At 60.3% G+C, this 21,469-nt stretch carries 17 protein-coding genes; 4 read left to right on the forward strand and 13 right to left on the reverse strand.

Annotated features, from left to right (window positions below; translation table 11 throughout):
- Positions 1 to 38: 38 nt before the first annotated feature.
- Positions 39 to 1,184, reverse strand: coding sequence for a M24 family metallopeptidase (locus AC1DUP_RS06610; protein WP_477832262.1), 1,146 nt, complete (start codon positions 1,182 to 1,184; stop codon positions 39 to 41).
- Positions 1,185 to 1,279: 95 nt separating this feature from the next.
- Between AC1DUP_RS06610 and AC1DUP_RS06615 the strand changes: the two genes are divergently transcribed.
- Complete coding sequence (locus AC1DUP_RS06615) at positions 1,280 to 2,578, forward strand: alpha/beta fold hydrolase (protein WP_113307534.1); 1,299 nt, start codon at positions 1,280 to 1,282, stop codon at positions 2,576 to 2,578.
- Positions 2,579 to 2,611: 33 nt separating this feature from the next.
- On the opposite strand, the gene AC1DUP_RS06620 is transcribed toward AC1DUP_RS06615, so the two are convergent.
- The 5 genes from AC1DUP_RS06620 to AC1DUP_RS06640 form a co-directional block, all read right to left on the reverse strand.
- A complete protein-coding gene (locus AC1DUP_RS06620) occupies positions 2,612 to 3,709 on the reverse strand; it encodes a sn-glycerol-3-phosphate ABC transporter ATP-binding protein UgpC (RefSeq protein ID WP_113307535.1) in 1,098 nt (365 codons plus the stop codon).
- Positions 3,710 to 3,719: 10 nt separating this feature from the next.
- Positions 3,720 to 5,651 carry a glycoside hydrolase family 127 protein gene (locus AC1DUP_RS06625; RefSeq protein WP_113307536.1) on the reverse strand — a complete coding sequence of 644 codons (1,932 nt, stop codon included), beginning with the start codon at positions 5,649 to 5,651 and terminating at the stop codon, positions 3,720 to 3,722.
- 29 nt (positions 5,652 to 5,680) lie between these two features.
- On the reverse strand, positions 5,681 to 6,550 hold the full coding sequence (locus AC1DUP_RS06630; protein WP_113307537.1) for a carbohydrate ABC transporter permease: 870 nt from the start codon (positions 6,548 to 6,550) through the stop codon (positions 5,681 to 5,683).
- Positions 6,550 to 7,470 carry a carbohydrate ABC transporter permease gene (locus AC1DUP_RS06635; protein ID WP_113296570.1) on the reverse strand — a complete coding sequence of 307 codons (921 nt, stop codon included), beginning with the start codon at positions 7,468 to 7,470 and terminating at the stop codon, positions 6,550 to 6,552. The genes AC1DUP_RS06630 and AC1DUP_RS06635 overlap by 1 nt, the downstream gene beginning before the upstream one ends.
- Before the next feature lie 79 nt (positions 7,471 to 7,549).
- On the reverse strand, positions 7,550 to 8,794 hold the full coding sequence (locus tag AC1DUP_RS06640; protein WP_113296569.1) for an ABC transporter substrate-binding protein: 1,245 nt from the start codon (positions 8,792 to 8,794) through the stop codon (positions 7,550 to 7,552).
- A gap of 168 nt (positions 8,795 to 8,962) precedes the next feature.
- Here AC1DUP_RS06640 and AC1DUP_RS06645 point away from each other — a divergent pair, with 168 nt between their 5' ends.
- Positions 8,963 to 9,982, forward strand: coding sequence for a LacI family DNA-binding transcriptional regulator (locus tag AC1DUP_RS06645; RefSeq protein WP_477832263.1), 1,020 nt, complete (start codon positions 8,963 to 8,965; stop codon positions 9,980 to 9,982).
- A gap of 57 nt (positions 9,983 to 10,039) precedes the next feature.
- Here the strand turns inward: AC1DUP_RS06645 and AC1DUP_RS06650 are convergent, their stop codons facing one another.
- Positions 10,040 to 11,230: an MFS transporter gene (locus AC1DUP_RS06650; protein ID WP_113296568.1), complete on the reverse strand. Its 1,191-nt coding sequence runs from the start codon at positions 11,228 to 11,230 to the stop codon at positions 10,040 to 10,042.
- Positions 11,231 to 11,489: 259 nt separating this feature from the next.
- On the opposite strand from AC1DUP_RS06650, the gene AC1DUP_RS06655 reads away from it, so the two are divergent.
- Complete coding sequence (locus AC1DUP_RS06655) at positions 11,490 to 11,903, forward strand: cupin domain-containing protein (protein ID WP_113296567.1); 414 nt, start codon at positions 11,490 to 11,492, stop codon at positions 11,901 to 11,903.
- 812 nt (positions 11,904 to 12,715) lie between these two features.
- On the forward strand, positions 12,716 to 14,944 hold the full coding sequence (locus AC1DUP_RS06660; RefSeq protein ID WP_113307539.1) for a methyl-accepting chemotaxis protein: 2,229 nt from the start codon (positions 12,716 to 12,718) through the stop codon (positions 14,942 to 14,944).
- 76 nt (positions 14,945 to 15,020) lie between these two features.
- On the opposite strand, the gene AC1DUP_RS06665 is transcribed toward AC1DUP_RS06660, so the two are convergent.
- From AC1DUP_RS06665 to AC1DUP_RS06690, 6 genes are all read right to left on the reverse strand, one after another.
- Positions 15,021 to 16,091, reverse strand: a complete 1,071-nt coding sequence (locus tag AC1DUP_RS06665) for a sn-glycerol-3-phosphate ABC transporter ATP-binding protein UgpC (RefSeq protein ID WP_113307540.1) — start codon at positions 16,089 to 16,091, stop codon at positions 15,021 to 15,023.
- 71 nt (positions 16,092 to 16,162) lie between these two features.
- Positions 16,163 to 17,464, reverse strand: coding sequence for a D-tagatose-bisphosphate aldolase, class II, non-catalytic subunit (locus AC1DUP_RS06670; protein ID WP_113307541.1), 1,302 nt, complete (start codon positions 17,462 to 17,464; stop codon positions 16,163 to 16,165).
- Positions 17,461 to 18,417 carry an SIS domain-containing protein gene (locus AC1DUP_RS06675; protein WP_113307542.1) on the reverse strand — a complete coding sequence of 319 codons (957 nt, stop codon included), beginning with the start codon at positions 18,415 to 18,417 and terminating at the stop codon, positions 17,461 to 17,463. The genes AC1DUP_RS06670 and AC1DUP_RS06675 overlap by 4 nt, the downstream gene beginning before the upstream one ends.
- Positions 18,418 to 18,428: 11 nt before the next feature.
- Complete coding sequence (locus AC1DUP_RS06680; RefSeq protein ID WP_113307543.1) at positions 18,429 to 19,286, reverse strand: carbohydrate ABC transporter permease; 858 nt, start codon at positions 19,284 to 19,286, stop codon at positions 18,429 to 18,431.
- Entirely contained in the window at positions 19,286 to 20,203 is a 918-nt protein-coding gene (locus AC1DUP_RS06685) for a carbohydrate ABC transporter permease (protein ID WP_113307544.1), read from the reverse strand. Before AC1DUP_RS06685 ends, AC1DUP_RS06680 begins: the two co-directional genes overlap by 1 nt.
- On the reverse strand, positions 20,200 to 21,456 hold the full coding sequence (locus tag AC1DUP_RS06690; RefSeq protein WP_113307545.1) for an ABC transporter substrate-binding protein: 1,257 nt from the start codon (positions 21,454 to 21,456) through the stop codon (positions 20,200 to 20,202). The genes AC1DUP_RS06685 and AC1DUP_RS06690 overlap by 4 nt, the downstream gene beginning before the upstream one ends.
- Positions 21,457 to 21,469: the final 13 nt, after the last annotated feature.

A 21,469-nucleotide genomic window follows, 5' to 3' on the forward strand; every position in this document is an offset into this window, starting at 1 on the left:
TCAGGTGGCCTTGTTCGGGCACGCTTGCGAAACGAGACTTAAACCGCGCAGGGATTTTCTGCCGGCACTGTGAACCAGTGCGGGCCGTCTTCGGCCATGTAAATGTGGTCTTCGAGGCGAACACCGAATGCGCCCGGGAATACGACCATCGGCTCGTTCGAGAAGCACATGCCAGGTGCCAGTGGGGTCTTATTGCCCCGGACGATATAAGGCGCCTCGTGGATTTCGAGGCCGAGGCCATGGCCAGCGCGATGCGGCAGGCCGGGCAGGCTGTAGTCCGGGCCGAGGCCATGCCGTGCCAACACGTGGCGGGCTGCAGCATCGAGGCTTTCACAGGGCGCACCAAGTTTTGCTGCATCGAAAACGGCCTGCTGTCCCTCGCGCTCGATTGCCCATGCACGTTCGAATGCGCCATAGCCGCTGTCGAGCATATAGGTGCGCGTCAGATCGGAGTGATATCCATCGATGCGGCAGCCAGTGTCGACGAGAATGACGTCACCAGCCTGCAGGATCTGTTCACCATCCGCCCCGTGCGGCAGCGAGGTGGCTTCGCCGAACGAGACGATGCAGAAGCTTGAGCCACCCTCCGCACCTGCAGCCCGATGCTGCTGGTCGATGAAGCGCACCACATCCGAGGCGGCCACACCAGGCGTGATCATATCGTGGACCTTGCGATGAACATCCAGCGTGATGCCCATCGCGTAGCGGATGATCGCGATCTCCGCCGGCGATTTGATGGCCCGCAGCGCGCGGATCATTGGACCGCCGTCAACAAGACGAGCAGCGCCCATCACGCCGGTAAAAGCGTGGTAGAAGGCAAGCGGCAGCGCATCGTCGAGCGCGAGCTTGCCGGACGGGCCGACCAGCCGCGAGACCAATGCGGCGGGGCTTTCCTCTTCTTCCCAAACGGCAATGTCGCCCGGCAGATGCGGCAGGGTTTCGACGCGGCTACACTCGAAGCCGGGTACGATGTAGGTGAGCTTGTCGTCGGTCACGACCGCGCCGAGCAGCCGCTCGCTCAGGTGCCAGACGAGGCCGGTGAAATAGCGTAGACTTCCGGTCGGGCCGAGCAGGGTGGCGGCAATGCCGTCGGCCTGCATACGTTCGCGCAGGCTCGACAGGCGGCCGCTTCTTTCTTCGCCTGTGATAGCGGCGACAGGATGGGACCAGATCGGAAGAGACACGCTATATATCCGTAATTTTTGCCGAAATTGAGTGCTTGATTCCAGCATAGGGCAATTGTAGGCACTGTGTCGACAAACATTCCACAGGATTTCACATGCTCGTCAGCGAATACACGATACCCGGCGTCCAAGTCCGCGACCATCTCGTCGACGTACCGCTCGACTGGAAAAGGCCCGATGGCGCGTCGATCAAGGTCTTCGCGCGCGAGGCCTGCGATCCCGCGCGCAAGCAGGAAAAATTGCCTATCCTGCTCTTCCTGCAAGGCGGCCCAGGCGGAAAGTCGCCACGGCCGATCGGCGGCGGTCCATCTTGGCTTGGCGAGGCGCTCAAGACCTATCGTGTCGTGCTGCTGGATCAGCGTGGCACGGGCAGAAGCACGCGCATAGAGAGCGCCACCATGGCAGCGTTTGCGGATGGAAAGGCAGGAGCAGATTATCTCAGTCATTTCCGCGCCGACAGCATCGTCGCCGATTGCGAGTATTTCAGGAAGAGCGTGTTCGGCGGCACGCGATGGGAGACGCTCGGCCAGAGCTATGGCGGATTCCTGACGCTCACCTATCTGTCGCATGCACCCGAAGGGCTGGCTGCTTGTTATGTCGCGGGCGGTCTTGCGGGGCTCTCAGCCACTGCGGATGACGTCTATCGCCGCACCTATCCGCGCGTCGCCGCCAAGAACCGGGAGTACTACAAGCGTTATCCCGCCGATCGCGATCGCATTGCCCGGATCGCCGAGCGCATCGACGCCGAAGATGTCCGACTGCCTGACGGGGACCGCCTGACTGTGCGCAGGCTGCAGACCATCGGCATCGATTTCGGCATGGCGCCGGGTTACGAAAATGTGCATTGGCTGGTGGACGAAGCCTTCTCCGATCCGGAGGAAACGCGGTTCTCCGATGCCTTCCTCGCCTCGGCCTTGTCGCTGACCTCCTACGACGGCAACCCGATGTTCGTGGTGCTGCAGGAGAGCATCTACGGACAGGGCAAGGGCGCGACCGGCTGGGCGGCGGAGCGCATCCGGTCGGAGTTTGCTGAATTCGGTGAGGGGAGCCGGCCGCTCTATCTGACCGGCGAGATGATGTATCCGTGGATGTTCGAGGAAATCCGCTCGCTGCGGCCATTCCGCGATGCGGTGGAAGCGCTGGCGCGCTACGATGGATTCGAGCCGCTCTATGATCCAGCCCTATTGATATCGAACGAGATCCCAGTGGCCGCCGCGGTCTATTTTGACGACATGTATGTCGACGCGGAGCTATCGCTTGCGACCGCGCGTGATGTCGGCAATGTTCAGACCTGGGTGACCAACGAATTCGAGCATGACGGCGTGCGCCAATCGCCTGCGGTCTTCACCCGTCTGAGGCAGATGGTACGCGATCGCGGCGGTCCCCTCGGCTAAGCCGAGGGCGTTCGTCGCTGCACCCACCGGAGATCAGGTCGAAAGAGACCTGCCGCCGACGGGATCGAAGAGATGCATGCGGTTCATGTTGAAGGAGAGCGGCATTTTCGTGCGTGGGCGCGGATCGCTCTCCGGATCGACGTTGGCGCACATGATGACTGAGCCGATGTCGAAGTAGATCATCGTTTCCGGACCCAGCGGCTCGACGAGATCAACATTCGCCTCGATGGTTTCAAAGCCCGGTTTCGGCGTCAGGCTCGATATCGATTCCGGCCGGATTCCGAAGATGACCGCCTCGCCGGCATGCGCCCGGTATTCCTGGGCGCGCGTGGCAGGGACCGCAAGCCGGCTACCGTCTTCCAGGACGACAACCAGCCCGTCGCCCTCAGCCTCAAGCGTTGCGTTGAGAAAATTCATGGACGGCGAGCCGATAAAGCCGGCCACGAACTGGCTGACAGGATGATGGTAAAGTTCCTGCGGTGGTCCGGCCTGTTCGATAATGCCGCCATTCATGACGACGACGCGATCGGCCATGGTCATGGCCTCAACCTGGTCGTGGGTGACATAGACAGTCGTGGTCGGCAGCAATTGATGCAGGCGCTTGATCTCGGTGCGCATCTGCACGCGCAGCTTGGCATCGAGGTTGGACAGTGGCTCGTCGAACAGGAAGACCTTGGGATTGCGCACGATGGCGCGCCCCATGGCCACACGCTGGCGCTGCCCACCCGAAAGCTGGCCGGGGCGCCGCGAAAGAAGCTCGGTAATATGCAGGGTCTCGGCCGCGCGGCTGATGCGCTCGTCGATCTCCGCCTTCGGCAGTTTCTGCTGCTCAAGGCAGAAGGAGATGTTTTCGCGCACGCTCATGTGCGGATAGAGCGCGTAGTTCTGGAATACCATGGCAATGTCGCGCTTGCCGGGCCCAAGCCGGTTGACGACCTGATCGCCGATGACGATATCACCGCCGGTGATGTGCTCCAGGCCGGCGATCATGCGCAGCGTCGTCGATTTGCCGCAGCCGGATGGGCCGACGAAGACAACGAATTCATTGTCTTCAATATTGAGGTTGATGCCGCGCACGGCTTCGTAGATGCCGTAGGATTTCACCACGTTGCGCAGTTCAAGGCGTGCCATTGTGATCTCCCTACTTTTCGTGCAGCCAGACAGCCATCGCGCCCGGCTCTCGGTTTGCCCAGAGATGGTAGGGGATCGCCCTGAACCGCGTCGTCTTCAGCGCCGGTGGCTGAGTGCGATAGAGCGTGTCCCGCCAGTCCGAAGCATCAGCTTCGAGCGCATCGCCTTCGAGAACCGTGGCGCCGCCGAGAAGCGTTGCGTCGAAGCTTGCGGCAATCTCGCCCTGTGAGGGCAGCCTCAGGCGCTGCGGCTCGGTGCCGAGATCGGCTTCCTCGACGCAGAAGATCACCGGCCCGCGCCGCAGCGCAAAGCGGCCATTATCTTCGGTCGCGGCAGGATGGGCATAAAGGCGATCGATGGGCATGTCGAAGGCCAACCGAACCTCGTCGCCATCCTTCCATTCACGTGCGATTGCGGCATAGCCCTTGCTGACATCGAGCTTGATGGCCTCGCCATTGATGAAAGCCTCGGCATGGCGGCACCAGCCGGGAACGCGCAGGCGCAGCGTGAAACGCTTCGGCTGGTCAAGGCCGAGCGAAATCCTGACATCGCCATTCCACGGATATTCGGTGTTCTGCTTCAGGCGCAGGAATGCGTTGCCGACCGAGAGCTCCGCGGCATTTTCGCCGTAGAGATGGATCGCCACTTCATCAGCCTTGGTCGAGTAGAAATACTGGCCGAGCGAAGTGATGAAGCGGGCGATATTCGTCGGGCAGCAGGGGCAATAATGCCATTTCCAGCGGCGGTTCTGGCCGTGGCTTTCGAGCACATTCTCATAGAAATAATGTTCGCCGTCGCGCGAGATGCCGGACAGCGCGCCGTTGTAGAGCACGGTTTCGAGCCTGTCGGTGAACTTGCTGTCGAGTTCGATCTGAGCCATGCGATGGCTGAAGAAACCGAGGGCTACCGCAGCACAGGTCTCGGCATATGCAGTCTCATTCGGCAGGTCATATTCGCGGGTGAAGCCTTCGTTGGAGGCCGAGGGACCGAGGCCGCCGGTGACATAGAGCTGGCGTCCCACCAGATTGTCGAACAGCCGGTCGCAGGCGCTCTTCAGGTTCTCGTCGTCATTTTCGAAGGCAAGGTCGGCCATCGCCGAGAACAGATACATGGCGCGCACGGCATGACCCACGACCTGCGTCTGTTCGCGCACCGGCATGTGTGCCTGGCTGTAGGCATAGGTGTGGAACACGTAGTCGCCCGGATCGTCGCCGCGTTTGCGCGCCTCTTCGTCATAATAGGACGGCATCTGGCCGCGCTCGTCGACGAAATAGGTGGCGAGATCGAGGTGGCGCGGATCCTTGGTCACCCGGTAGAGCTTGACCAGCGCCAGTTCGATTTCCTCATGTGCATCATAACCGCGCAGCTTGCCTGGCTCACGGCCGAACGTGTCGATGATATGGTCGACGGCGCGGATCATCACATCGAGGAAGCGGCGCTTGCCCGTCGCTTCGAAATAGGCGACGGCGCCTTCCAGAAGATGGCCCATCGAGTACATTTCGTGCAGATCGCGCAGATTGGTCCAGCGCTTTTCCGGTTCGCGGCGGATGAACCAGCTGTTGAGATAGCCGTCGGCCATCTGGCCATGTTCGAGTTTCTCGACGATCGCGTCGATCTTTGCCTCGATGTCAGGGTTCGGATTATTCTTCAGCGTATAGCTTGCTGCCTCGATCCATTTGCCGAAATCGGAATCGAAGAAATGCTGCATAGACAGGCCGCTCGGCTGGATCTGCCGAGCCAGCGGCCCGGCCGGCTTGTCGAAATCAAGCACTTCAAGAAAGCCTTCCTCGTCGAGCCGCATGTGCTGCGTCGGGATGGTCACGTTGCGGACGGTCTCAGTCCAGCTCCTCCAGAAGCCGCCGTTGAAGATGACGCGCGTATGGTCGGCCGGCACGTAACGGTCGATCGGGGATCGTGATTGGGATTTCTGGGCGATGGGCATGGGAACTCCTTGAGCGGGCGGGCCGCGTCTCATTTCACGGCGCCGGCCGTCAGGCCGCGCACATAATAGCGTTGAAGAAGAAGGAAGAGGATGATGCAGGGGATCATGGTGACCACGATGCCGGCCTGCAGCGCGCCCCAGTCGATGATGCCGTAGAGGCCGGAGGACACGTTCACCAGCATGATCGGCAATGTGAACTTGTTCTGGTCCGACAGGAAGATAAGCGCGGCCAGGAACTCGTTCCACGAATTGAGGAAGGCAAACATCGCCACCGTCGCCACGCCGGGCAGCGCAATCGGCAGCATGATGCGGCGCAGGATCGTCGCCTGCGATGCGCCGTCGATGCGCGCAGCCTCGATCAGCGCCTTCGGCACGGCGTCAAAGGCATTGCGCATCATGAAGACGGAGAACGGCAGCTGGAAGGTGACGTAAATCAGCACCAGGCCGAACAGGTTGTTCTGCAGCCCGAGCAGTTTCAGGATCAGGAACAGCGGCGTCAGGATCGACTGGAACGGGATCATCATCGTCGCCATGATCAGCACGAAGAGGATCGACTGGCCCGGAAACCTGAACTTGGAGAAGCCGTAGCCGGCAGGCACGGAGACGATAATGGTCAGCAGGACAGTGCCGATCGCGATCATCACCGAATTGGCAGCATAGACATACCAGCCGGCGCCCACATTTTCGAGCCGCCGGTAGTTCTCCAGCGAGAAGGTCTTGGAAAACAGTGCGGCCGGATTGGCAAGTGCTTCGGCCGCCGGCTTGAAGGAATTGGCGAGCGACCAGACGATCGGCATGATGAAGAAGATAGCAAGCAGGATCGATGCGAGCAGGAAGAGCAGATAGCCCGTCTGGCCACCGCGCGGATTGCTGTTTGTACTGAATTGCGTCGAGGTCATTAGCCTTCCTCCGGGCGCTCGCGCAACAGCACGAATTGAATGGCGCTGATGGCGACCAGCACGACCAGCAGCGCAAAGGAGAGCGCTGAGCCGTAGCCAAGCCGATAGGACGAGAAGGACGCCAGGTAGATCGAGAATACCGCCGAGATCGTGCTGTTTTCCGGCCCGCCCTGGGTGATGATGAAGAACTGGTCGAAGGCGAGCATGGAGGAGGTGACGTTGAGCACCAGCGCCAGTACCAGCGAATTGCGCATCAGCGGCAGGGTAATGCGGCGAAAGCGGCTGAAGACGCTGGCGCCATCGATCTTGGCGGCCTCGATGACATCGTTGGAGATGCCCTGCAGGCCGGTCAGCAGAATGACCATGGTAAAGCCGGCGGTCTTCCAGACAACCATGAGGATGATCACGGCCATCGCCGGCCAGAAGCTTTCGAGTGGGCGCGGAGCCGAACTGATCAGGCCGATTCCGCGCAGTACCTGCGCGAAGACGCCGCTATCGGGATTGAGCAGCCACATCCAGAGTGTGGAGGCCGCGCCGAAGCCGATCACGACAGGCATGAAGAAAATCGTGCGGAAAAATCCTGCCGAACGCAGCGGGCGATCGACGAGCAATGCCAGTGGAAAGGCCACCACGAAAATCGCGGTCGTCACCAGCACGGTATAAAGCATCGTGAAGCCCAGCGAATGCCAGAGCTGCATGTCGCCAAGGAGTTCGCTGTAGTTGGCAAAGCCGATGAATTTTTTCCGGCCGAGCAGCGGCCAGTTGTAGAAGCTCATCCATATGGTCATGGCGAGCGGAATGAGAAACAGCACCAGGATGAAGAGGAAGCCGGGCAGGATGAAGGCCAGCCCCAGCCAGCCCTTCGGCTCCGGCTCCCCGGAGATCGGCTGTTTTGTATGAGTTGTCGGCGTGTCGACCACTATTTTTCCTCGAAGATTTCAAAACCGCGTGTCGGCAATCCGGGATGCGGGGCGGAAAACCGCCCCGCTTCAGATTCAGTTACGGATTGGTGCGGTCGAGGATCTTGGTGAAATCGTCCTGCGCCTTCTTGATCGAACCATCGACATCGTCGCCGAAGATCGTGCCCTGGATCAGGTTGAGGAACGGGCCCGTACGGCTGACGAAGAGCTCATCCGAGGAGAAGGTGTAGGGCGTGCGTGCCTTGGCCAGAATGTCGTAGGCGATGAGATTGCGCTGGTCGAACTTGGCATAGGCTTCCTTGGCAAGATCGGTGCGCGACGGCATGCCCGATTCCTGCGTGATGTAGACCTGCTGCTCGGGCTCCATGTAGAACTTGACGAAGTCGAGAGCGACCTTCTTCTTCTCTTCGCTGATGCCCTTGATGAGCGCTACCGTATCGCCGCCCGCAAAGCTCGATGCGCCGCCCTTCGGGCCCGGGATCGGGGCAACCGCGAACTTCACGTCGGGGTATTTGCTGGTCAGCAGGTTGACGATGTAGGAGCCGGTCATGAGGATGCCGACCTTGCCAGAGGCGAAGGCTTCGACAGCGTTGTTGCCATTGCCCGAACGCGAGGTTGGGTGGATGGCGCCTTCCTTCCACATGTCGCGATAGGCGGCAATAGTGTCGCGCATCGCCGGCGTATCGACGGTGGCAGTGCGGCCATCTTCGCTCAGCACGTCGGCATTGGCGGCCCACAGATGCGGCAGGAAGTCGTAGATCAGCCAGCTGCCTGAATTGGCGACGAAGTAGAAGCCGTAGGTTTCCTTGTCGAGCGCATGGATCTTCTTGGCATCAGCAGCGATCTCTTCGAGCGAGGCCGGTGCCTTATCCGGGTCAAGACCAGCTTTCTTGAAGAGGTCGGTATTGTAGGCGATGATGGAGGCATCAGGCAGTGCCGGCACGCCGTAGACCTTGCCGTCATAGGTAGCGAGGCGGATGTGCGACGGGCTAAGTGCAGCCGCGTAAGGCAGGCTTTTGACGAAATCGCTGATGTCTTCAAGGCTGTCATTGGCTGCAAAGGTCGGCAGGTAGATCAGGTCGAGGACCGCACCATCAGGTGCAGCGCCGCCAGCGATTGCGGCGCCAAGCTTCGGCACCATTTGCTCAGCAGTGATCTGGGTGACATTGACCTTGTCGGAATGCGCGGCATTATACTTTTCGGCCAGGCCTTGAAGCACCGCGCCCGATGATGTCCGCACCCAGAGCGTGATTTCTTCGGCGCTGGCGAGAGAAGAGCTCGCCAGCAGCGCAACAGCGGCAATCGTGGTTTTCAAATGTAGCATGTGGGTTCCCCTTCTCTTATGCGAGGCTCCTCTGCCTCGAGACAAACACAACGTTAGATGAGAAAATTTTTCATGTCGACAGGCTGTATGCATCGAATGGCCATGTTTTTGTTAAAACCTTTTAGCAACTAAATTATTTCTGCTAAAAGGTTTTAACAAGTCAGTTGAATGGGTGCGAATTTGAAGGAATCGGGTGGCGGCCGGCATACGATCCGTGACGTGGCGAAGGCCGCGGGGGTGAGTATTTCAACGGCTTCGAACGCGCTGAACGGCACTGGGAGAACCAATGCCGAAACGCGTGAAAAGGTGAGACGGATCGCCGAGGAGATCGGTTTTCGTCCGAATGCGCTCGCGCGTGGGTTGTTGACGAAGCGCAGCCATGCGATCGGCATGCTGACCAACGATACCTATGGGCGTCTGACACTGCCGATGGCGAGCGGCGTATCGGAAGTGCTGGTCGACCATGGTGTCTCGCTTTTCCTCTGCGCCACCAACAACGATCCGCGACTTGCGAAACTGCACCTCGAAGCGCTGCTCGACAGGCAGGTCGACGGCATCATTTTCACCGCGACGCGCATCGACCTGGAGCCGCCGCCGGAGTTGACCAGGCTGCGCATCCCGGTCGTCTATGTCTTCGCGCAGGGACCGTCGGACAGCGTCAGCTTCCATCCCGATGACGCACAGGGCGCGCGGCTTGCGGTCGAGCATCTCCAGGGTCTCGGCCGATCGCGTATCCTGCATATCACCGGCGAGCAGAATTATCGCGCCGCCTGCATTCGCGCGGAGGCCTACCGCGAGCTTGTCGGGCCGATGGCCGAGGTCATGTTCGGAGACTGGTCGGAAGAATGGGGGCATGCGGCGATCGAGACCATCTTCTCGCGATCCGGGGCGAAACCGGATGCGATCTTCTGCGGCAGCGACGAGATCGCCCGCGGCGTCATCGATGCACTGCGCGACAGAAACATCTCGATCCCCGGTGATGTCGCGGTCGTGGGTTTCGACAATTGGGAAGTCGTCTCACGGCAGACGCGTCCGCCCCTGACGACTGTTGACATGGAGCTCAAGGAACTCGGTCACCGGGCAGGGCTCGCGATCCTCGGCCTGTCGAAAGGCGAGAAGGTCGATCCAGGCGTCGAGAGATTACCCTGTACGCTCGTCTATCGCCGTTCTGCCGGGCAAGCTGATTAAAGCTGAGCCTTTAATGGATCACGTGCCGCCACGGTAAGGCGACCACGATCGAGCGTTTTAACCGCGTACTGCCTGATCGGCTGTGGTTTCGATGCTCGTCTTGTTCTCAACCTCACGCGGCTTCAGCGCTTTCGTCAACCACAGGGCGGCAATGATGACCGGCAGGCAGACGAGATAGGAGACCCTGATGCCCGCATGCTCGGCAACGAAGCCGAGCAGTGGCGGCGCCAGGAAGAACACGACGAAGGACATTTGCCCGAGGGCCGCGACATTGAGATGGGCCGGGCGATCGGTCCGCTGCGCTGCTGCGGAAACCGCCAGAGGGTAGACCGCGCTGCAGCCGCCGCCCATCAGCGCAAAGCCGAACAGCGCCACATAAGGGTGCGGCGCAAGCCATACGGCGCAGAGGCCCGCCACTGAGAAAACCAGCAGAAAAGTGGCTACGGCGCGCGCGCCAAACCGGTCAACGAGCGGATCGACGAATAGGCGAGCCACGGCCATGAAGAAGGTGAACAGCGTCAGCCCAAGGCCGCCGATAAAAGGTTCCACCGCGAAGGCGTCGCGCATGTAGATCGCCGACCAGTCGATGCCGGCGCCTTCTACCAGAAAGGCGGCAATGCCAATTACGCAAAGCGGCATGAGCCCCCAGGTCGGCAGCGCTATGCTCGGTCCTTCCACATGCTCGAGCCCGGCGCGGGCCGGTGCGTTCTTCATGCCTGAGATCACAACCGTGCCGACAATCAAAACGAAGACTAAGGTCAGCGCAAGATGCAGTTGCATGGGCACGCCGGCCTGACGAACGGCCGAGGAGACGAGAGCGGTCAGGAAGAATCCAAGGCTCCAAAAGCCATGTGCCCTGTTCATCACACCTCGGCCGAGCTGGGCTTCGATGCGGTCGATCTCGACATTGAGATTGATCTCCAGCGCTCCCGCCAGCAAGCCCTCACAGAGAAGAATGAAGAAGACCAGCCAAGCGGCATTGGCCCAGGGGATGGTTGCCAGCAGAGCGGAGGTGCCGAGCACCGTCAGAAATGCTGTCTTGCGCGCCCCGACCCGAGCGATGAGCGGCGACGCGAAGGTCAGGGAAATAAGCGCACCGATCGCCGCGCCGATCAGCGTGAGGCCGAGTTCGGACTTGTTGACACCCAAAGCGTCCTGAAGATCGGGCAATCGTGAGAGCAGCGCGCCCATCGAGATGGCGAAGAGAAAGAAGCAGATATAGATCCGATGTTGCGGCTGGATATGCATTCGATCGCTCCGGGATGGGATCGGTTGGGATTTTGACCTCAATCGCAACGATGGCGAAAAAGACAATTTCGAGTGGCATTTCCGAGATATATGTTGTTGGCGGCAACCGCAACAACAACCTTAACTGGTTGTCGACCGCCCCTCGGAATGTGTTCTGATGGCCGCGGGCTTGGACAGCAAACTATCGTATATCTGACCTTCCGCCGTGTATGGATTTAGCTTGGTTGCATCGTAGCGAGCCCCACAGGAGAAAGATACGATGCTCAAGTCCATGACCATTGCCGTGCTGGCGCTGACCCTTGCTACAGCCCCGGCCATCGCGGCCCAGCAGGCCCACAACGCCAAGATCACAGTCGTCTTCGATCATGAATTGCCGAATGTCCCAGGCAAAAGCATGCGCGGCGTCCTCGTCGAATATGGACCAGGTGGATATAATCCGGCGCACACCCATGCGAAGAGCGCCTTCATCTACGCCACGGTCATCGAAGGCGAAATCAGAAGCAAGGTGAACGACGGCAAAGAAAAGGTCTTCAAGACCGGTGAGAACTGGATCGAAGTGCCTGGCGATCATCATCTGGTGAGCGCGAATGCCAGCAAGACGAAGCCGGCAAAAATTCTGGCCGTATTCGTCGTCGATACCAAGGAAATGGAGCTGACAACCGCCGATCCTTGATCGCGAGGCTGATACGATGAGCGGGAAGGGGTGTTGACTCATCACCTTCCCGTATTTTCGGTTTTTTACAACGCCCTTCGTTGTCGCTCGGCGATAGAGGCGGCATTACGGCCGACCGGGCCTCGCAGGAACGGAAGCCACCAACCGCGCAAATGGCGCTTGAGATCGCACCCCTGTCTTGGACAGAAGCCTTGCCGTATGCGTTTTGACCGTGATGGGAAAGGGCAAGGACTTTTGCGGTCTCCGGAACCGAGCATCTTCTGCCGACGAGCACAGCAACCTTCGTTTCCGCAACGGTCAGGCTAAAGAGGCTGCGAAGCTGTTCCGCCTGCCCGTGGCCCCGGCTTTCCGCATCGACGATCTGAAGAAGCACGCGGACGCCGGAATCTGCCGAATCCCAGGCGACGAAAGAATTTGGCGGCAGGGGAGTTACCTGTGCGAGATAGGGCGGCAGGCCTGACGGGCGGAGGATCTGGATTGCCCCGTGCAATTGCGTCGGTTCCGCTTGCGACTTCGACGGCTCGCCGTATCGCCTGTGCCAGGGCCTTGGAACTGCTGGAAACGCTCGTCAGGCCGAACGTTCATGTTTGTTGATGGAGAGACCGTTGCCCCCCTTAAGGTGGCGGTTTCGAAATCAACGGGACAGCAAATGATCAGCAACCTATACGAGAGTTGGTCGTTTTTCCACCGCCAGCGCCGCATTGGCAGCGAGATAACCTATGAGTTGTTTGGATAATATTGACTATTCAAAATTAAGTAAAAAACAAGTTTTTCCCTCAAGGATTAGGCTATTCGACGCATGAGGGAATAATATGAGTGAAGAGCAGATTAAGCGGCCGATTTGGATCCGCATCACAGCCTACGGGTTCGCCGCCGTTTTGTTTGCAAGCGTGGCAATCGGTGGTCTTGCCTGGTATCGCCAGAACGTGATGAGCGATCAATCGCTTCAGAAGGAGCTCTCGGCGGACCTGCACGTGATCCAGGCGGACATGGAGGCTCAGAAGCGGGCGGCAGCCGGGCTTGCGGTAGCCCTTGCCGGTGAGCCTGAAACTGCTGATCTGATTGCCAAGAATGATCGAGCAGCCATTCTGGCAAAATACACGGCCAGCCTGCCGGCAATTAAGGTGCAAGGTCTTCAGCTCATTACCTTCAGCAATTCCGACGGGTCCGCGGTCGCACGTATCCATTCGCCCGATACCTTCGGCGACGACCTCAAGGGACGTCGCAAGATGATCGTTGCGGCGCTGACGCAGGGCAAACTGAATGCCGGCATCGAACCTGGACGCACCGCGGTCAGCATGTTTGCCTCGGCACCAGTCATCAAGGACGGCAAGACTGTCGGCGTCGTCGATGTCGGCACGTCGCTCACGAATGACTATTTTGCTCCCCTGGCAAATGCCGTCGATGCAGAAGTTGCGGTCCATATCCTGCAGGACGGGAAATTTGTGCCGCAGGCTTCGACCTTCGGCGACAAGACGATCCTCACTCAGGAGCAATTGCAAGAGGGTTTCAACGGCGACCGCGTCCGAGTCCATGCTTCTCTCGGCGGCAAGGATTATGAAGTTGCCGCCATTCCCTTCGAAGATTTCTCTGGCCGCAAGATCGGTGTTTTTGAAATCGGCTCCGATGTGACGGAGATCGTGGAAGCATCGCAGCAGGCGCTCTGGATGGCGGCGATCGGCGCAGTTGTCGTTTCGCTCATTTCACTGCTCGGTTTCCTCGTCTTTGCGCGTTCGATTGCGTCGGTCATGAAGAAGACGACCGGCACAATGGCACGTCTGGCCGCAGGCGATATCAATGTCGAGGTCGAAGGTCAGGCCCGACCTGACGAAATCGGCGCAATGGCCCGTGCCGTCCAGGTCTTCAAGCAGAATGCGATCGAGCGGGTTCGCCTCGAGCAGGAGGCAGAAGCCAATCGCAGCATGAGCGAAAGAGAGCAGATCGAGCGCGAGAAGGAAAAGGCGAAGGATGCTGCCGATGTCCAGTTTGCCGTCGACAATCTCGCTGCCGGCTTGTCGAAGCTCGCCGACGGCGATGTGTCCTACCGGATCGCGCAGCCCTTCGTGACAAGACTCGATGGCGTGCGCAGCGACTTCAATGACTCCGCCGACAAGCTGCAATCTGCGTTGAACCGGGTATCGCAGAATGCTCGCGGCATCGATTCGGGAGCAAACGAGATCAAGTCGGCTGCCGACGATCTCGCCAAGCGCACAGAGCAGCAGGCGGCAGCACTCGAAGAGACGGCTGCGGCTCTCGAAGAAATCACCACGACCGTCAAGGGTTCCAGCAAGCGCGCCCAGGATGTAGGCCAGCTCGTGGCGCGTGCCAAGACCGGTGCCGAACATTCCGGCGAGGTGGTCCGCAAGGCCGTGCTCGCCATGGAGCAGATCTCCAAGTCTTCCGGTGAAATCGGCAACATCATCGGCGTCATCGACGATATCGCCTTCCAGACGAACCTGCTGGCGCTCAATGCCGGTGTTGAAGCAGCCCGCGCCGGCGAAGCGGGTAAAGGCTTTGCCGTCGTCGCGCAGGAAGTCCGTGAACTGGCACAACGCTCCGCAACGGCTGCCAGAGAGATCAAGGATCTGATCACGGCCTCGAACGCGCAGGTCCATGCAGGCGTGCAGCTGGTCGACGATACCGGCAAGGCGCTTCAGGCGATCGTTTCGGAGGTTCAGGAAATCAACCGCCATATCGCTGCGATCGTCGAAGCATCGCAGGAGCAGTCGTTGGGCCTCGACCAGATCAACACCGCCGTCAATCAGATGGATCAGGATACGCAGAAGAACGCTGCCATGGTCGAAGAGTCGACCGCTGCAAGCTACAATCTTGCGAAGGAGGTTGCATCGCTCAACCAGCTTCTGGCTCAGTTCAAACTGAACGATGCAGGCTATGCTTCGCATTCCGCGCCTGTTCGTGGCGCCGGGCGAAACGATGCGCCGGCGCCGTCACCCGCCCGGGCGCTCGGCCGCAAGATTGCCTCCGCATTCTCGGGAAATGCCGCACTCGATACGAAGGGCGGCAACTGGGAAGAGTTCTGAGGTTCGACCCGTCAAAGCAAGCTACGGTGCGGCGGTCATCGCCGCACCGTTTTCATTCGGTGACGCAACGCAGCCGCTAGTCGATCGACAGGCGCTTTTCGGTCTTGGCGTCGAAGAGGTGCAGTTTGCCGATATCCGGCGTCATCCTGACAGTGTCGCCGGCGCGTAGCGAAAGCCGCTCCCTGACAGTGGCCACCAGCGGATCCGATCCGAGCCTGGCGTTAATCTGGGTTTCGGCTCCGGTCGGCTCGATCACCGCCACCTCGGCACTCACGCCGTCCTGCGTGATAATCAGGTGCTCCGGCCGAATGCCGTAAACCACCTCCGCGCCGCGCGCAGCCGCAGCGCTCTCCGGCAGTGGCAAGCGAGCCCCTCCGTCGGCGATGAATTCAAGCGGTCCGGACGCGCTGATCTTGCCCTTGATGACATTCATGCCCGGTGAGCCGATGAAGCCGGCAACGAAGAGATTGGCCGGCCGATCGTAAAGGTCGAGCGGCGAGCCGATCTGTTCTACGTAGCCGTCCCGCATCACGACGATCCGGTCGGCCATGGTCATGGCTTCGATCTGATCGTGCGTCACGTAGACCGTCGTCGTTTTCAGCCGCTGGTGCAACTGCTTGATCTCCGCGCGCATCTGCACGCGAAGCTTGGCATCGAGGTTGGACAGGGGCTCGTCAAAGAGGAAGACTTGCGGCTGGCGGACGATGGCGCGACCCATGGCAACACGCTGACGCTGGCCACCGGAGAGGTTTCGCGGATAGCGGTCGAGCAGATGTTCGAGGCCGAGGATCTGTGCCGCATCGCGGACACGCGCCTTGATCTGGTCCTTCGGGGCTTTCGCCAGTCGCAGCGAAAATCCCATATTCGCTTCGACCGTCATATGCGGATAAAGCGCATAGGATTGAAAGACCATGGCAATGTCGCGCTCCTTCGGAGCGACATTGTTGACGACCTTGTTGCCGATCGAGACGTTGCCACCGGAGATTTCCTCAAGCCCCGCGATCATACGCAGCAAAGTCGACTTGCCACAGCCGGAGGGACCGACGAGGATGACGAATTCTCCGTCGCGGATGTCGACGTCGACCCCGTGTAAAACTTCGAGGTGACCATAGTTCTTGCGGACATTTGCCACGTTTACGGACGCCATAACTGTCTCCGGCTGAAAAATCTGATTTCGGATCTGCGCTCGCTCGGAAAGAGCGACATGCGATGCTTCTGTTACCGAGGCGCCGTCGCGGTGGCGTAAGGAGCCAGCGCCGCATCAATGGCGGCTAGGCAAAGATCGCGGGCTTTCGGCGCGACACGCTTTTCGACCACATCAGGGTAGAGACGGGCGAGATGCTGGCTGATCAGCGTTTCCGGGATTGCCTCCGGCAGCCGGGCGAGCAGTTCGTCGACTGCCGTTGCTGCCCGCGCGTCGGGCCAATAGTACCGGATGCGATCGCTATAACTGAAGTGTCGCTGCAGGCGCTGTTCGTCAGTCGTGCCGCTGTAATGGCCGGCCCAGTGGCTGGGCTGAGCAAGCATAATCTCCTCCATCGTCGCCGCCAGCCCGCCGGCTCTCTCGCCCCTGGAGAGAATATCGGCGATCGCGTCGAGACCGTAGAGCGCCTCCCGCAATGCAAAGGTCAGGCCAGGACCGACTTTCAGGATCGCAAACCCGCCATCGACCAGCGTCGAAAGCGCGGCTGCCGGCTGGTAGTCGGTGGAATGGGCCTCGAACAGCAGTCCCCTCATCTCATCGAGCGCCGAGATCAGCTTCCGTGCACGCTCGGGCCTGTAGAGCGCGACATTGGCGTTGCCGAACTCGACGCCCGGCTGAACGACGATCGCGATGACGCGTTCCATCGCCGAACTTACGCCGGCTTCGGCAAAGGCCTGGCGGTGAACATCAAGCGTCCTGAGAGCTGCTTCCCGTCGCGTGATCTCCAGCTCGTCCAGCGCATGCGTCGCGCCACCGGGCGGTGGCACCTCGGTGCCGATGACATAGACCGGCAGACGTCGACCACTCCGACGAGCCGCCTCTTCGGCAGCTTTCGCCAGACGTGCTGCTCTTGCGGCGGTCAGTTCGTCGGCAAGCGCCACAGGCTCGCCAGCACAGCCCATCGAAGTGTCGAGATGCAACTTCTCGAACCCGGCTTCGACATAGGCCGCCACCATGGTTTCGGCGCGCGCCATCGCATTCTCTGCAGCGAGCTTTCGCCATGGGTTCGGGCCGAGATGGTCGCCCCCGAGAATGATGCGTTCGGCGGCGAAGCCGACGCTTGCCGCGATACGCTCGATGAAGGTTCGGAAGTCCGCCGGCTTCATGCCGGTATAACCGCCTTCCTGATTGACCTGGTTGCAGGTCGCTTCGATCAGGACCGCCTCATTCTGCAGCACCGCACGTCGCAACGTAGCCTCGATGACCAGCGGATGGGCAGAACAAATCGATGTGATGCCGCGGGGCAGGGGCAGGTCTCTTGCGCCGAACAGCTTTGCCAGGGCGATCTGGCGGTTCGGATCGATGGCCGCGCTCATACCAATGTCACCACCTTGGTGAGATGACGCGGCGAGACGGTATCAATCTGCCTTGCTTGTGCGGCGCGTTCGCCGAGGATCTGCAGTGCTGGCAGAACCACGAGACCTGCAAGCGACAGATCGACGTCGACCTTAAGCTCCAGATCGCCTGGGCCGCCGAAACCGATAACGACGGCGCCTTTTTCGCGCAGCTCGCCGGCGAGCTTTGCCTCGGCTTGTCTCTGGTCCGAGCTGTAGAGCATGATGGCGGCCGTCTTCTCGTCAACAAGGCTGATCGGCCCGTGGCGATATTCGAGCGGATGAAAAGCCTGCGTCATCAGCTGGCTCATTTCCATCAGCTTGAGCGCGCCCTCGAGCGCAATGCCGAAAAGCGGGCCGCCGCCCAGAAAGACGAAGTGCGAACGATCCTTGATGATGTCGGGCAGAGCGGCATCGAGCGTATTGGCGAGCTGACGTGCCGATGCGACGGTCGAGGCAGGCACGGTCTGACCGATCAGCTGCAGGCTGAGCAACACCATCAGGCTTGCCGAAACCGTCATGACGATGCCCTCTTCGGGATGGGTCGGGGAGCAGATCAGCTGGTCACAGTTCTTGGCAAGGGCGCTCTCGGGCTCGACCGTCACGGCAGTCACGAAGGCACCGGCGGCGCGACTTGCCTTTGCCGCGGCGACCGTTTCCGTCGTCTCGCCACTGCGCGACAGCGCGACTACATGGGTCTTCTGCCATTCTGGCCAGAAGTAGGCGGGCCGGTTCAACCATTCCGCGCCCGGAACCGCGATCGCCTTGCGCTTCAGGCTGTTGGCATAGGCGGCCAGAGACAAGGCGAGGTTGAAGGAAGTGCCGCAGCCGACGAAGACGAGGAGATCGTCCGCGCTGCCGCTTGCAGTATTCGAACCGATGGCTGTTTCCCAATAGGGAAACTGCTCGAAGATTACCTTTTCGGTCGTGTTCATGATGTCTCCGATTATTTGACCGAACCTGCCAGCAGGCCGCTGACGAGGTACCGGTTGAGGAAGATGACGACCAGGGCAGGGATGACGATGGCGATCGATCCGCTTGCCGTGATCAGTCCGTAGTCGATGAAGTTCTTGGTGACGAATTCGGGAATGAGAACCGTCAGGGGTTTCGTCGCTTGCGGCGAGAAAATGAGGGGAACGAGGTACTGGCCCCAGGCCCCCAGGAAGGTAAGGATGGCCGCCGCCGTCAGGCCGGGTCCGGCGAGCGGCAGCACGATGTTGAAGAAGATGAAGAGGCGGCCCGCGCCATCGAGCTGTGCTGCCTCTTCGAGGGCGATCGGAAGCTGCTCGAAGACGCTGCGCAACAGCCAGAGCGAGAGCGGCAGATAGGCCGAGACATAGATCAGCGAGACGCCGGTATGAGTGTCGACCAGATGCATCTTTATCATGATCTGATAGAGTGGGATGAGCACCGCATAGGCGGGGATTGCGAGTGTCGCGACGACAGCACCGAACAGCAGGTTACGCCCGGGAAAGCGCATTCTGGTGAATGCATAGGCGCCGAGCGCCGAGATCGCGACGCAGAGAGCCGTGGCGGCGGCCGACGTGATCACGCTGTTGAGCAGCGCAGCGCGGAACTGCTTCCACACCTCCACACCCCCAATCCGCGAAATGTTGATGCCGAGCAGGCGCGAATAATGGTCGAGCGTGAAATGCTGCGGGAAGAAATGGATCGGCCGCGTGGAAAAATCTTCCGTCGGCGTCACGGAACTTGCGATCGTCCAGTAGATCGGGCCAAGCGACCAGATCAGCAGCACGGCAAGACCCGTCCATATCATCAGACGATAGAGAATGGTTGGTTTCATCAGTCGAACCGTGTGTTGCGATAAACGCGGAGGACGTAGACGAGCGAGACGAGCAGCGAGACCAGCGTGATGACGACCGACAGAGCCATGCCGTAGGAGAAGCGAAGGTTCTGGAATGTCTCGAGATAGATCTGCACGAGGATCGGTCGCGTTTCGAGGCTTGATCCGGCGAGCACCCAGGCCTCGTCGAAGAGATTGAAGGCATTGACCGTCGCATTCGTCATGGCAACGGCGATGGCGCTGCGCACGAGCGGAAGTGTGACCAGGCTGAACATCTGCACGCGTGTCGCACCGTCGATGCGGGCAGCCTCGTAGAGATGCGACGGGATGCTCTGCATGGCGGCGAGCACGATGACGATCGTCAGCGGCATCATGCGCCAGACATGCACGACGGTGACCGCGATGATGGCACTCGTCCGGTCGTTGAACCAGACATGATTTTCGAAAGGCAGGCCAAGCGCGACGAGAATGCCGTTCAACAGGCCGGCGCCGGGCTGATAGATCCACAGCCAGATGACGGAGTTGACGACGCCGGGTAAGGCCCATGGCAGGATGACCGCCGCTAGCACCCATTGGCGCCCGACTTTCATCTGATTGATGAGAGCCGCAGCAAGCACGCCGAAGACGGTCTCGGCAACGACGGCAAGGACGACATAAATGAGCGTGTTCGCCCAGGTCGTCGCCAGCTGGGCGTCCGACAGCATGCGTGTGTAATTTTCCAGTCCGACGAAAGGCGTTCCGGCCTGCATCGGATTGACCCGGTGCAGCGAGTCCCAGACCGTCCGGCCCATCGGATAGAAGACCAGAGCTGCCATCGTCACGAGGATCGGCAGCACCAGCAGCAGTCCGAGCATGGTGTCGGCGTTGAGGCCGACACTACGCTTGGCTGCGACACCTTGGGCGGTGACGACTGTCATTGCGCCATCGCCTGCTTGGCTGCATCGGCGATGCTCTGCATGGCCTGATCAACCGTGACCTGGTCCTTTGCCGCGCTGTTGATCGCCGTGTTCACCGCGCTCGAAAACTGCGGATACCACGGCGGCGTTCCCTGCTGGAACAGAGGCTCGACGGTCTTGGACTGGGCAACAAGTGCGTCGCCGCTCGTCAACTTGCCTTCCGTATTGAGTTCGGAGAGAGCCGAAGTGCGGGTCGGCAGGAAGCCGTTTGCCGCGTTCTTCTTCTGGAACTCCTTGCTGGTGAACCACTTGACGAAGGCGACCGCCGCTTCCTTGTTCTGCGAAACATTCGGAATGGCAAGCGCTTCCGGAAGGCCGAAGCTGCGCGTCTGACCGCTTTCGGTCGGCACGAGGATCGCTTCCACCTGGCCGGCGACCTTGGACTGCTTCGGATCGTTCATCTGGCCCAAGCGACCCGGCTCACCCGAGATCATGATGCTGGTGAGGCCCTGGGCAAACATGCTCTCATTGATCTGGCTGTCCTTGAGACCTGTCGAGGCCGGGTCGACCAGACCGTCCTTCAAGAGTTTCAGTTCGAAGGCGAGCGCCTTGTAGCCGGCTGAATCCGGGGTGAGGAACAGCGGCTTGAAGTCCTTGTCGAAGAGTTCGCCGCCAAAAGCCTTGGTCAACAGATACCAGCTCGTGGAAGCGCCTTCGGTCGCCGAGAGCGGCAGGCCGATCGGATAGGTCGAAATACCCTTCTCCTTGATCTTCTTTGCCGCCGTGACCAGCGCGTCAAGCGTCTTCGGCATTTCGGTAATGCCCGCATCCGCTAAATGCTTCTTGTTGACGAGCATCACGCGGAAGTCGTTGGTATAGGGCACGCCGAGCAACTGACCATCGACGGTGAAGATCTTGGCAACGCCGATATCCTCGATTGATTCCTTGTCGATCACATCATTCAGCGGCATGTACCAGCCGGCGGCGCTGAACTGACCTGTCCAAGACCAGTCGAATTCGGTAACATCGGCCGGCGCCGTGCCGGCGACCAGTGCCGTTACCAGCTTTGGGCGAATATCATCCCAGGAGAGGGTCTGGAGATCGACATGAATGCCGGTCTCAGCTTCAAAATCTGCCGCAACCGTGGCCCCCTGCGGCGATGGCATGAGCACGGTGATCGATTGGCCGGCAAGCGGCTTGGCATCGTCGGCCATGGCGGGCAGGGTAATCGCAAGGGCGGCTGAGGCAAGCAAAGGCAATATGAATTTACGCATGTTCCCATCCTTT

This window comes from Rhizobium sp. 01L419 (genome assembly GCF_056400025.1).